Source organism: Streptomyces sp. NPDC107528, assembly GCF_055639295.1.
The window spans coordinates 441,442-453,872 of record NZ_JBVKAV010000003.1 but is presented as its reverse complement, the minus strand read 5'-3'; the positions used below and the strand labels follow the sequence as shown (position 1 = coordinate 453,872).

13 protein-coding genes are annotated in these 12,431 nt (G+C 70.9%); 9 read left to right on the top strand and 4 right to left on the bottom strand.

The window, feature by feature from the left end:
- Nucleotides 1-3: 3 nt before the first annotated feature.
- Both ACZ7L5_RS11855 and ACZ7L5_RS11850 read right to left on the bottom strand, forming a co-directional pair.
- Nucleotides 4-780, bottom strand: coding sequence for an SDR family oxidoreductase (locus ACZ7L5_RS11855; RefSeq protein ID WP_471516478.1), 777 nt, complete (start codon nt 778-780; stop codon nt 4-6).
- 17 nt (nt 781-797) lie between these two features.
- Nucleotides 798-1,958 (bottom strand): phytanoyl-CoA dioxygenase family protein, encoded by a 1,161-nt coding sequence (locus ACZ7L5_RS11850; protein ID WP_471516477.1) that lies wholly within the window; start codon nt 1,956-1,958, stop codon nt 798-800.
- Nucleotides 1,959-2,065: 107 nt separating this feature from the next.
- Between ACZ7L5_RS11850 and ACZ7L5_RS11845 the strand changes: the two genes are divergently transcribed.
- Both ACZ7L5_RS11845 and ACZ7L5_RS11840 read left to right on the top strand, forming a co-directional pair.
- Nucleotides 2,066-3,094, top strand: a complete 1,029-nt coding sequence (locus tag ACZ7L5_RS11845) for a LacI family DNA-binding transcriptional regulator (protein WP_471516476.1) — start codon at nt 2,066-2,068, stop codon at nt 3,092-3,094.
- 66 nt (nt 3,095-3,160) lie between these two features.
- Nucleotides 3,161-3,778, top strand: coding sequence for a TMEM175 family protein (locus ACZ7L5_RS11840; protein WP_471516475.1), 618 nt, complete (start codon nt 3,161-3,163; stop codon nt 3,776-3,778).
- 9 nt (nt 3,779-3,787) lie between these two features.
- Here the strand turns inward: ACZ7L5_RS11840 and ACZ7L5_RS11835 are convergent, their stop codons facing one another.
- Entirely contained in the window at nt 3,788-4,945 is a 1,158-nt protein-coding gene (locus ACZ7L5_RS11835) for a Gfo/Idh/MocA family protein (RefSeq protein WP_471516474.1), read from the bottom strand.
- Between the two features lie 134 nt (nt 4,946-5,079).
- Here ACZ7L5_RS11835 and ACZ7L5_RS11830 point away from each other — a divergent pair, with 134 nt between their 5' ends.
- A complete protein-coding gene (locus tag ACZ7L5_RS11830) occupies nt 5,080-6,084 on the top strand; it encodes a LacI family DNA-binding transcriptional regulator (RefSeq protein WP_471516750.1) in 1,005 nt (334 codons plus the stop codon).
- Here ACZ7L5_RS11830 and ACZ7L5_RS11825 read toward each other — a convergent pair.
- On the bottom strand, nt 6,074-6,418 hold the full coding sequence (locus tag ACZ7L5_RS11825; RefSeq protein WP_363046118.1) for a cupin domain-containing protein: 345 nt from the start codon (nt 6,416-6,418) through the stop codon (nt 6,074-6,076). The two genes, ACZ7L5_RS11830 and ACZ7L5_RS11825, sit on opposite strands and share 11 nt — an antisense overlap.
- Nucleotides 6,419-6,619: 201 nt before the next feature.
- Between ACZ7L5_RS11825 and ACZ7L5_RS11820 the strand changes: the two genes are divergently transcribed.
- From ACZ7L5_RS11820 to ACZ7L5_RS11795, 6 genes are all read left to right on the top strand, one after another.
- Entirely contained in the window at nt 6,620-7,270 is a 651-nt protein-coding gene (locus ACZ7L5_RS11820; protein ID WP_471516473.1) for a GntR family transcriptional regulator, read from the top strand.
- A 71-nt stretch (nt 7,271-7,341) separates the two neighbouring features.
- Entirely contained in the window at nt 7,342-8,094 is a 753-nt protein-coding gene (locus ACZ7L5_RS11815; protein WP_471516472.1) for a PIG-L deacetylase family protein, read from the top strand.
- Complete coding sequence (locus ACZ7L5_RS11810; protein ID WP_471516471.1) at nt 8,091-8,801, top strand: 4-carboxy-4-hydroxy-2-oxoadipate aldolase/oxaloacetate decarboxylase; 711 nt, start codon at nt 8,091-8,093, stop codon at nt 8,799-8,801. Before ACZ7L5_RS11815 ends, ACZ7L5_RS11810 begins: the two co-directional genes overlap by 4 nt.
- Complete coding sequence (locus tag ACZ7L5_RS11805) at nt 8,798-9,907, top strand: 4-oxalomesaconate tautomerase (protein WP_471516470.1); 1,110 nt, start codon at nt 8,798-8,800, stop codon at nt 9,905-9,907. Before ACZ7L5_RS11810 ends, ACZ7L5_RS11805 begins: the two co-directional genes overlap by 4 nt.
- Complete coding sequence (locus ACZ7L5_RS11800) at nt 9,904-10,854, top strand: VOC family protein (RefSeq protein ID WP_471516469.1); 951 nt, start codon at nt 9,904-9,906, stop codon at nt 10,852-10,854. Before ACZ7L5_RS11805 ends, ACZ7L5_RS11800 begins: the two co-directional genes overlap by 4 nt.
- 134 nt (nt 10,855-10,988) lie before the next feature.
- Nucleotides 10,989-12,329, top strand: a complete 1,341-nt coding sequence (locus ACZ7L5_RS11795) for an MFS transporter (protein WP_471516468.1) — start codon at nt 10,989-10,991, stop codon at nt 12,327-12,329.
- Nucleotides 12,330-12,431 lie beyond the last annotated feature (102 nt).

The window sequence follows — 12,431 nt, the reverse complement described above, 5'->3', positions numbered from 1 at the left end:
GATCTAGTCGAGGCCGCCCAGGACGTTCTGGTCCCAGTCGATCACCGATCCCGTGACCACCCCGGACCGCTCCGACAGCAGGAACACCACGAAGTCGGCGATCTCGTCCGGTTGTCCGAGCTTCCCCATCGGCAGCCCGGCGGCAGCCGACTCGCGCCAGCCGTCGTCGGCACCGTGGAAGGCCTTCTGCGTGGCGTCCTCGCCCTCGGTGGCCGTCCAGCCGATGTTCAGGCCGTTGATGCGGACCCGGTCCCAGCGGTGGGCGTGCGCGGCGTTGCGGGTCAGGCCGATCAGGCCGGCCTTGGCGGAGACGTACGGGGCGAGGAACGGCTGCCCGCCGTGTGCCGAGGACGTGATGATGTTGACGATCGTGCCGGGCGCCTTGCGGGCGACCATGTCCTGGACGGCGGCCTGCATGGCGAAGAACGGCGCCTTGAGGTTGATCGCGATGTGCTGGTCGAACAGCTCGGGCGTGGTGTCGAGCAACGTGCCGCGGGACGTCAGCCCCGCCGAGTTGACCAGGCAGTCGACCCGGCCGTACGCGTCGACGACCTCGGCGACGGAGGCTTTCGCCTGCTCGGCGTCCGACAGGTCGGCCCGCACGAACAGGGCCTTGCCCCCGGCGGCGGCCAACTCGGCCACCAGGGCTTCACCGAGTTCGGTGCGCCGCCCAGTGACGGCCACGACCGCCCCCTCGCGCACGGCGGCACGCGCGATGGCGGCGCCCACGCCCTGGCTTCCGCCGTTGACGAGGACGACCTTGTCGTCGAGAAGTCCCATGGCTTTTTCGGGTCCTTTCAGCTCTGGCGCCGCTCGGCGCCGGCCCGCAGCTCGTCCCGCAGAGCCTCGGGAGTCCATGCCTCGCGCAGCGCGCGCCGTACGACGTCCGCCTGGGAGGGCGGGGCCAGGCCGTCGACCGGCGGGTCACTGTCGAGGTTCGTGGGGAAGGGGTAGCCCTCGGCGCTCGCGGCGATGACGTTCGCCGTCCACGCCTCGTCCACGCCCGCGCGCGTCAGCAGCACGGGGTAGACGGCGTTCGCGACGGCCTCGCGGTCCACCGTCTCCATCGCCCGGCCGAACGCGGCGGACACCTGGAGGAGGTTCGCCATCCGCCTGATGTCCGCCGACCGGTTGGTGCCGGCCGCGTGGAACAGCGCCGGGTTGAAGAAGGCCGCGTCGCCCTTGGCGAGGGGAAGCTGGACGTGGTGCGCCTCGAAGTACTCCTGGAACTCGGGCAGTCGCCAGGCCAGGTAGCCCGGCTCGTACCTCTGCGAGTACGGCAGGTACATCGTCGGCCCGGACTGCACCGGCATGTCGCAGTGCGCGACGGCGCCCTGGAGGGTGAGCACGGGGGAGAGGACATGGACATGGGCCGGGAAGGCGGCCGCGACCTCGTTGGAGAGGAAGCCCAAGTGGTAGTCGCGGTGCACGGTCTGCGCCGCGCCGCCCGGGTTGACGACGTTCACCTGCGAGGTCACCTGGTAGCCGGGGCCGAGCCAGGCGCGGGAGACCAGCGCGAGGATGTCGTTGGCGTAGTAGTCGGCGAACGCCTCGGGGTCGTAGAGGGCCGCCTTCTCCAGCGCGTTCCAGACCCGGTCGTTGGCGCCCGGCTTGGCGAAGTGGTCCCCGGCGTTCGCGCCCGAGGCGCGCTGCTCGGCGATCAGGGCGTCGAACACGGCGCTCAGCCGGTCGACGATCCCGGGGTCCGGGAAGGCGCCTTTGAACACCACGATGCCCGGCCCGTCGGTGAGGGCGCGCACCAGCTCGGCCCGCACCGCCCTGGTGTCCTCTGCCTTGCGGAGGCGGTCGCTGTCGTAGATCAGGACGTTGCGCTCCACGAAGGAGGCGTATGGGTGGTCGGCGAGGTCCGTGGTCCGCTCGACCACCTCACGGAAGTCGGCGAGGTCGCAGTCGTGCTCGGACAGCCAGGCCCGGCGGTGTACGGGGGTGAAGGACATCGGCGTCCTCTCGGTGACAGGGGCGACTCAGCGATGCCATTCTTGTCATGACAATCCCCTCGAACAACCAGCAGGCGACCATCAAAAACCCCTCAAGGAGCCGTCGCATGGGCCACCCGTTCCCGATCCGCGAGATCGCACGTCAGGCGGGACTGAGCGAGGCCACGGTCGACCGGGTTCTGAACGGGCGGGGAGGGGTGCGGGAGAGCACCGCGCGCGAGGTCAGCCAGGCGATAGCCGACCTGGACCGGCAGCGCACACAGGTCCGGCTGGTGGGCCGTACCTTCATGATCGACATAGTGATGCAGACGCCGGAGCGGTTCTCGACGGCCGTACGGGCCGCCCTGGAGGCCGAGCTGCCGGCACTGCATCCGGCCGTCGTGCGTTCGCGTTTCCACTTCCGGGAGACGGGCCCGGTGGAGGAGCTGACGAGGACCCTGGACCGGATAGGCCGGCGCGGTTCGCAGGGTGTGATCCTGAAGGCCCCGGACGTTCCCGAGATCACCGCCGCCGTCGGGCGGCTCACGGAGTCCGGCATCCCCGTGGTGACCCTCGTGACGGACCTGCCGTCCACGCCGCGCCTCGCGTACGTCGGCATAGACAACCGGGCCGCCGGGGCGACCGCCGCCTACCTCATGGGCCAGTGGCTCGGCGACCGTCCCGGCCATGTCCTCACCAGCCTCAGCAGCGGCTTCTTCCGCAACGAGGAGGAGCGGGAGATGGGCTTCCGCAGCGCCATGCGTGCCCGGCACCCCCAGCGCACGCTGGTCGAACTCGCCGAGGGGCAGGGCCTGGACGCCACCCAGTACGACCTGGTGCGGGCTGCCCTGGAGCGCGACCCGGAAATCCGCGCGGTCTACTCGATCGGCGGCGGCAACATCGCCACCCTGCGGGCCTTCGAGGACCTCGGCCGACAGTGCGCGGTGTTCGTCGCGCACGACCTCGACCACGACAACACCCACCTGCTGCGCCAGCACCGCCTGTCCGCCGTCCTCCATCACGACCTGCGCCAGGACATGCGCGAGGCCTGCCACATCGTCATGCGGGCCCACGGCGCGCTGCCGCCCGCGGGGCCCGCGCTGCCGTCGGCAATCCAGGTGGTGACCCCGTACAACATGCCCGCGCCCATCGGATGACGATCGCGGCCGTGCCCCTGGCGTGTACGCCCGCTCGACGCGCCCTGGCTCCCTACCGTCGTGCGCATGTGGAAATCGCACCCCGACGGTGGGCCCGAACGGCTGCTGGCGCTCGCCGACGGCGTGTTCGCCATCGCCATCACCCTGCTCGTCCTCGACCTCACCGTGCCGCGGGAGCTGACCGAGCGGCAGTACCACGACGCGTTGCGCGACGTGATCCCGGACTTCGGCGCCTACGCCCTCAGCGTGGTGGTGCTGGGCAGCTTCTGGCGCGACCACCGCAGCATCTTCCGCACCGTGCGCGAGGTAGACGGACAGCTCATCACCCTGTCCGTCTTCGGCCTCGGCATCGCGGCGCTGCTGCCGTTCCCCACCAGACTGATCTCCGAGTACGGGCGTGACCCCGTCTCGGTGGCGATCTACGCCGGGTCGGTCGCGGCGCTCGGCGCCGCCCACCTCGCCCTGGTCGCCGTCCTGGCCCGGCGCCCGTGGCTGCGCGGCGACGTCAGCCCCGTGGGCGGCTTCGGGCTCTACGCCCTCGATCTCGCCGTGACGGTGACGGTGTTCCTCCTCACCATTCCGCTCACGCTGGTCGCCGGGGCCGCCGCCGTGTGGTGGTGGCTCGTCCTGGTTCCGCTCAAGTTCTCCCTCGGCCGGCGCGCCCGCCGGCGCGACGACTCCTGACCGCCCGGGCTACGCGTCCAAGGACACCCACGCGCGGCTCTCGGCCGAGCGCGCCATCGCATCCAGTACGGCGGCGCTGTGCACCGCGTCCTGAAGGGTGGCCCCGTGCGGGGCGCCCTCGGCGACCGAGCGCAGGAAGCGGTACGCCTCGATGACCTTCAGGTCGTCGTAGCCCATGGCGTTCGCAGCGCCCGGCTGGAAGGCGCCGAACTCGCCGTCGCCCGGGCCGACGTACACCGTGCTGACCGGCTGGTCCTGGTAGGTCGTGCCGCGGCTGATGCCGAGTTCGTTCATCCGGCGGAAGTCCCAGAAGACCGCGCCCTTGGTGCCGTGCACCTCGAAGCCGTAGTTGTTCTGCTCGCCGACCGAGACCCGGCAGGCCTCCAGCACGCCGCGGGCGCCGGAGGCGAAGCGCAGCAGGCAGTTGGCGTAGTCCTCGTTCTCGACCGGACCGAGCTCGCCCCCGGTAGCGCGGCTGTGGCCGGCCGTCGCGCCGGTGGGGCGGGCCCGCTCCGGGAGGAAGATCGCCGTGTCGGCGGTCAGGGACGCGATGTCGCCGAGCAGATGGCGGGCCAGGTCGGCGCCGTGCGAAGCCAGGTCGCCCAGTACCCCGCTGCCGCCGCGCTCCTTCTCGTACCGCCAGGTCAGGGCGCCCTCGGGGTGGGCGGCGTAGTCGCTGAAGAGGCGGAGTCGGACGTGGGTGACGGTGCCGATCTCGCCGGACGCGATGAGGTCGCGGGCCGCCTCCACGCCCGGCGCGTTGCGGTAGTTGAAGCCGACCGCGCCCTGGACGCCGGCTTTGGCGACGGCGTCGGCGACCGCCTGGGCGTCCGCGACGGTCAGGCCCACCGGCTTCTCGATCCAGATGTGCTTGCCGGCCTCCGCCATCGCGACGCCGATCTCGCGGTGCAGGAAGTTCGGCGCGGTGATGCTGACGGCCCGCACACGCGGGTCTGTGGCCACCTCGCGCCAGTCACGGGTCGTCGACGTGAACCCGAACTGAGCGGCTGCCTCCTCGGCCCGCCCCGGCACCTCCTCGGCGACGGTCACGAGCTGCGGACGCAGGGCCAGCTGCGGGTAGTGGTGCGGGACACGGGCGTACGCCTGGGTGTGCACCCGCCCCATCCAGCCGAATCCGATGACGGCGACACCGAGCGTATCCACCATTGCAGCCCCTCGTCGGACTTGTTTTGGACCGGTCCATCTACTGTCCGAATCACCTTGAGTGCGGTTCGGCGCCGGTGTCAACCCTTTCCCGGTCCCTTTGACAAGGTGAGCACCGCATGGAACGGTCCATGTTCATGAGGGCGCCGACGATCCGTGATGTGGCCGACCGGGCCGGCGTCTCCAAATCGCTCGTCTCGCTGGTGCTGCGCGGTTCGGACCAGGTGCGCCCGGAGAAGCGGGAGGCCGTCCTACGGGCCGTGCGCGAGCTCGGCTACCGTCCGAACGCCGCCGCGCGCAGCCTCAGCGAGCAGCGCACCCGCACGGTCGGCGTCCTCCTGAACGACCTGCGCAACCCCTGGTTCGTCGACATGCTCGACGGGCTGAACTCGCTCCTGCACGACAACGGCCTGCACATGCTGCTCGCCGACGCCCGGCTCAACCGCCGTACCGGACAGGACCCGACCGGTCCCTTCCTGGACCTCGGGGTCGACGGCCTGATCGTCGTCGGCACGCTGCCCGACCCTGCCGCGCTCGGAACAGTCGCCGAGCGCCTCCCGGTGGTGGTGGCGGGCGCGCGGGAGCCGCGGCTGCCCGGCGTGGACGTCGTCGCCAACGACGACGAACGGGGCGCCCGCCTGGTCACCGAGCACCTCATCGGCCTCGGACACCGGCGCATCGCTCACATCACGGGGTACGGCGCGGTCGGTGAGCTGCGCCGGCGCAGCTTCGAGGCGACCATGCGCGAGCACGGCCTCGCGACCGAGGCGGTCGTCGAGCCGAGCGACATGACCGAGGAGGGCGGCTACCGCACGACGGTCCGTCTGCTGAGCCGGGCGGACCGGCCGACGGCCGTCTTCGCCGTCAACGACATCGCCGCCATCGGCGCCCTCTCGGCGGCCGACGAGTCGGGCCTGCGGGTGCCGCGCGACCTGTCCGTCGTCGGCTACGACAACACGAGCATCGCCCGCCTGCGCCATGTCTGGCTCACCAGCGTCGACAACGCCAGCCACGAGGTCGGCCGGCGCGCGGCCCGCTGTCTGCTCGAACGGTTCGAGGGCGGTGGGGGAGCGGGCGAAGTCCGCCTCGCGGCACCGACGTTGGAGATCCGGGGTTCGACGGCGCCCCCGCTCACTGATTGATCGCGTACGCCTTGCGCAGCGTCTCGTGCACCGTCCAGGTCGTACGGTCGCCCTCGCGCAGTACGGCCATGTCGCCGGGTCCCACCGTCAGCGTCGGCCCGCCCTCGAACTCGATGGTGGCCGACCCGCTGATGACGACGAACAACTCGTCGGCCTCCGTGTCGGTGACCACGCCGGGCGTGATCTGCCAGATGCCCCGGATCTGACGTCCGTCCTCCGACTCCCAGACCACCTTGCCGGTCACCTCGGGCGTGCCGGAGACGATCTGCCCGGGGTCGAGGGGCTCGGGTTCGAGCTCGGCGTCGGGGATGTGCAGTACGAAGCTGTGCGTCATGCGGCGACCCTAACCGGGGTGAGCGGGGCGGGGGCGTGGACAGGGTGTGGGGTGTCGGCGGCGCCGGGCGGACACTCCGTCGTCACCGCGGCCCCCCCCGACTGCGCTCGGCCGCCCTTGCGCTCAATACGGCGGACAAAATTGTTGACAATTATGTTTGGCTAGATTTACGTTCGACAGGCACTCACTCAGGGAGGGCACATGCCGAAGGAAGCCCGTCCGAGCACCGGAGAGCAGGCCAAGCAGCATGCGCTCGCGCAGCTGCGGCAGGCGATCCTGCACGGCGAGATGGCACCGGCACAGCGGCTGGTGGAGAACGAACTCGCCGAGCAGTTCGGTGTGACACGGGCCAGCATCCGCGCGGCACTCATCGATCTGGAGGCACAGGGACTGGTCGAGCGGATCCGCAACCGCGGCTCGCGGGTGCGGGTGGTGACCGTGGAGGAAGCGGTCGCCATCACCGAGTGCCGCATGGTCCTGGAGGGGCTGTGCGCGGCCAAGGCGGCCGTCGCGGCCGGCGACGAGCAGCTGACCCGACTGGCGGACCTCGGAGCGGCGATGACCAAGGCCGTGGCCGACGGCGAGCCGATGACGTACTCGGAGCTGAATCAGGAACTGCACGCCAGAATCCGGGAGTTCTCCGGCCAGCGCACGGCCGTGGAACTGCTGGAGCGGCTCAACGCACAACTGGTGCGCCACCGCTTCCAGTTGGCGCTCAGGCCGGGGCGTCCCCAGCACTCCCTGAACGAGCACCTGGCCATGATCGAGGCGATCCGGTCCAGGGACCCGCAGGCGGCCGAGGCGGCCGTCCGCGCCCACCTCACCAGCGTGATCGAGGCGCTGCGCGACTGAGTCGTACACGTCGCAGCGCGACGGCGCGTCAGGGGCGGGCGCACACCTGTCACCCAAGGAGAAGACCCGTAATGACGCACGCCGATGCGCCCCCGACCGCAGCACGCTCGACCCTCGTCATCACCGCTCATGCCGGCGACTTCGTGTGGCGGGCGGGCGGAGCCATCGCCCTGGCCGCCTCCCGCGGCGAGAAGATCACCATCGCCTGTCTGACCTTCGGCGAGCGCGGCGAGTCCGCCAAGGCCTGGCGCGAGGGCAGGAAGCTGGAGGAGATCAAGGCGATACGCCGGGGCGAGGCCGAGCGTGCCGCCGCCACCCTCGGCGCCGAGGTCCGCTTCTTCGACGCCGGCGACTATCCGCTGCTCGCCACCGCCGAGCTGACCGACCGGCTTGTCGCCGTCCACCGCGAGACGCAGCCCGACGTGGTGCTCACCCACCCGGCCGAGGACCCGTACAACGGCGACCACCCGGCCGCCAACCGCATGGCCCTCGAGGCCCGGATCCTCGCGCAGGCCATCGGCTACCCGGGGGACGGCGACATCATCGGCGCGCCGCCGGTCTTCTACTTCGAGCCGCACCAGCCCGAGATGAGTGGCTTTCGCCCCGAGGTCCTCCTCGACATCACCGAGGTGTGGGAGACCAAGCGCGCGGCGATGGAGTGCCTCGGCGCCCAGCAGCACCTGTGGGACTACTACACCGACCTCGCCGTCCGCCGCGGCGTCCAGCTCAGGCGCAACGCGGGACCCAACCTGGGCCTGGCCCACCGGACCATGGCCGAGGCCTACATGCGCCCCTTCCCGCAGATCGCGAAGGAGCTGGCATGAGCGGCGTGATCGTCACCGACCCGCCCAGGGCGGAGCGCAGGGACGTCGACGCGCTGGCCGGCTTCGGCGTGGCGACCGTGAGCGAGGCGATGGGCCGAACCGGCCTGCTGGGACCGGGGGTTCGACCCGTCCAGCAGGGCGTACGGGTCGCCGGCACGGCCGTCACTGTGCTGAGCTGGCCCGGCGACAACCTCATGATCCACGCCGCCGTGGAGCAGTGCGGCGAGGGCGACATCCTGGTCGTCACGACGACCTCCCCCTGCACGGACGGTTTGTTCGGAGAGCTGTTCGCGACCGCCCTCCAGCAGCGCGGCGTGCGTGGTGTCGTGCTCAACACGGGCATCCGTGACACCCAGGAGCTGCGGGACATGGGCTTCGCCGCCTGGTCCCGGGCGGTGTCCTCACAGGGCACGGTCAAGGCCACCGGCGGCTCCGTGAACGTGCCGATCGCCATCGACGGCCAGGTCGTCCGCCCGGGCGACGTGATCCTCGCCGACGACGACGGCGTCGTGGTCGTACCCCGCGAGCGCGCCGGGGAGACGGCGGTGCGGGCCGAGGCACGCGAGGCCAAGGAGGCCGCGACCCGCGCCGCCTTCCTGGGCGGCCAACTGGGCCTGGACCGCTATGGGTTGAGGGAGACGCTCGTACGGCTCGGCGTGACGTACAAGTCCCATGACGAGTACGTCCGTGGGGAGGCACAGCCGTGACCGGGCAGGTGGAGGTCCGCTGCATGCTGATGCGCGGCGGCACATCCAAGGGCGCCTACTTCCTGGCCACGGACCTGCCCGCCGACCCCGGCGCTCGCGACGAGCTGCTGTTGCGCATCATGGGCAGCCCCGACGAGCGGCAGATCGACGGCCTGGGCGGCGCGCACCCGCTCACGAGCAAGGTCGCCGTGGTGTCGCCGTCGTCGGCCCCGAGAGCCGATGTCGACTACCTCTTTCTCCAAGTGGCCGTCATCAAGCCCGAGGTGAGTGCCCGTCAGAACTGCGGGAACATCCTCGCGGGCATCGGGCCGTTCGCCGTCGAACGCGGTCTCGTCGCAGCGGGGGAGGAGCGGACCTCGGTACGCATCCGCATGGTCAACACCGGCGACTTCGCCACAGTGACCTTCCCGACTCCTGGTGGCCGCGTGGACTACACGGGGGATGCCGAGATCTCGGGCGTCCCCGGCACGGCAGCCCCCGTGGTGATCGAATTCCCGCCCGGTACACGGCAGTTGCTCCCCACCGGGAACGCCCGTGACGAGGTCGACGGCATCCCCGTGACCTGTGTGGACAACGGCATGCCGACCGTCCTCGTCCGGGCCGCCGCGCTCAAGGTCACCGGCTACGAGACGCCCAAGGAGCTGGAGGAGGACCTGGCTCTCGCCGCCCGCCTGAGGAAACTCCGCTCGGCGGCAGGCAAGTTGATGGGCCTCGGTGACGTCTCGGACGCCACCGTCCCCAAGGTCACGCTCCTCGCCCCGCCCCGCCACGGCGGCACGGTCACCACCCGCACCTTCATCCCGGTCCGCTGCCACACGTCGATCGGCGTGCTCGGCGCGGCCGGTGTCGCCGCCGGACTGCGCCTCGAAGGAGGCGTCGGCGCTGAGCTCGCGGAACTGTCTCCCGAGGGCGACCGGGTCCGCATCGAACACCCCACGGGCTTCCTGGACATCGAGAGCAGCCTCGGCACCGACTCGGCGGGCCTGCCCACGGCCCGCCGTACGGCCGTTGTCCGCACCGCCCGCAAGATCCTCGACGGCACCGTCCTCCCCCGGCCCGCCGAGCCGGCCCCACTCCCCGAACCCACCCCCGGAGGCCCCCGATGACCCCGCCGCTCGGCGACATCGCCCACATCGGCCACGCCCAGCTGTTCACCCCGGACCTGGACGCCAGCGTCGCCTTCTGCACCGACTACCTGGGCCTCACCGTCAGCGGGCAGGACGGCGACACCGTCTACCTGCGGACCTACGACGACTACGAGCACCACAGCCTGGTCCTCACCGCCCGCGAACAGCCGGGCCTCGGCCGGCTCGCCCTGCGCACCTCCAGCGAGGAGGCCCTGCACCGCCGTATCAAGGCGATCGAGGCGGCGGGCGGCTCCGGCAAGTGGGCCGAGGACGAGCCCGGCATCGGCAGGCTGTACCTGACCACCGACCCCGACGGCCACGAACACGCCCTCTACTGGGAGAGCGAGCACTACCGGGCACCGGCGGAGCTGAAGCCCGCGCTGAAGAACCAGCCGCAGGCCAAGCCCAACCGGGGCGTGGGCGTACGGCGGCTGGACCACGTCAACTTCCTGGCCGCCGACGTGCTCGCCAACGCCGAGTTCCAGGAACAGGTGCTGGGCGCCCGGCCCACCGAGCAGATCCGGCTCGACTCCGGGAAGGTCGCGGCCCGTTGGCTGACCTTCACCGACAAGTCGTACGACGTCGTCTACACCTCGGACTGGACCGGCTCCACCGGCCGGCTGCACCACATCGCCTTCGCGGCCGATACCCGCGAGGACATCCTGCGCGCCGCCGACCTCGCCGTCGACACCGGCGTGTTCATCGAGACGGGCCCGCACAAGCACGCCATCCAGCAGACGTTCTTCCTGTACGTCTACGAGCCCGGCGGCAACCGCATCGAGCTGTGCAACCCGCTCACGCGGCTGGTGCTGGCCCCGGACTGGCCGCTGATCACCTGGACCGAGGCCGAGCGGGCCAAGGGACAGGCGTGGGGCCTGAAGACGATCGAGTCCTTCCACACCCACGGGACGCCGCCGGTCGCCTGAGAAGGCGCTCCGCTCCGCGCCTGGCGCTTTCTTAAGCAACCCTGGATTGTCGCTGAGATTGTTGACAAAACTGTTGACTATCTCACTCTCCGCTCCTTAGCGTCTGGCGCACAACGCACGAGAGGAAAACAAGGATGTCCTCCTCCCCCTCCCCAGCCGCTCGCGTCGGCAGACTGGCCGTCCTCGCCGTCGGCCTGTGCTGGCTGGCCGTCCTCTTCGACGGCCTGGACATGTTCATCTACGGCTCGGTGCTGCCCCACATGCTGGAGCAGAAGGCCCTCGGCCTCACCCCGGACCAGGCCGGTGACCTGGGCAGTTACGCCACTTTCGGCATGCTGGTCGGGGCCCTGGCCGCGGGCACGGTCGCCGACCGGATCGGCCGCAAGAAGCTGATGGTCGCCTGCGTCGCGCTGTTCTCGCTGGCCTCCGGGCTGTGCGCGACGGCGGGCAGCGTCGGGGTGTTCGGCCTCGGCCGCACGCTCGCCGGCATCGGCCTGGGCGGTCTGCTGCCGACCGCGATCAGCATGGTCTCCGACTACGCCCCGCGCGGCCGCGGTGCTCTCACCATCGGCATGCTGATGACCGCCCACCACGCCGGCGGCATCCTCTCCGCCTATGTCGCCCTCTGGGTCGTCGAACCCCTGGGCTGGCGGGCCGCGTTCTGGTTCTGCGTGCTCCCCCTGCTGTTCGTGCCGGTCCTGGTCAGGTTCCTGCCGGAGTCGCTGAGCTTCCTGGTCGCCAAGGGCCGCAGCGAGGAGGCCGGCGACCTGGCCCGGCGCTACGAGGTCGCACTGCCGGCCGCTCCCGCCGCCCCCTCCGCCGACAATCAGGCCGCCGCAGGCCGCTTCAACTCCCTGGCCGGCCTGTTCCGCGGCGGTGAGTGGAGCCAGACCCTGCTGTACTGGTCGGCCTCCTTCGGCGGGCTCCTCCTCGTCTATGGCGTCGCCACCTGGCTGCCCACCCTGATGCGAGGTGAGGGCTACAACCTCGGCTCCGCACTGACCTTCGTGGTCCTGTTCAACCTCGGCGGCATCGTCGGCATGCTCGTCGCCGGCCGCGCCTCCGACCGGTTCGGCGCCCCGCGGATCTCGGCGATCTGGTTCGCGCTGACCGCCGCCGGTGTCTTCCTGCTCAGCGTGCACATGCCGCTGGCGCTCACCTTCGGGGTGGTGTTCCTCACCGGAGTGTTCCTGAACAGCGCGCAGACCATGATCTACGCGACCGTCTCGATCCGCTCCCGCCCCGAGAACCGCGCCACCGCCGTCGGCTGGACCTCCGGCATGGGCCGCTTCGGCGCCGTCTTCGGGCCATGGCTGGGCGGCCAGTTGCTCGCCGCGAACAAGGGCGACTGGGGTTTCACCGCGTTCGCCCTGGCCGGCCTGTCGTCCATGGCCTTCATCGGGATCGCCGCACTGCGCGGCTCGAAACGGACCACTGGGAGTGACAGCGAGCAGAAACTCGTAGGAGCACACTGACCGCCCGTCATATGTACTGACGAACCATATGTACAGATGAGCCGAACTGGGTTATACGACGGTCTCGCGTATTGTTGCGTCATATGCCCGTAGTGATGGAGG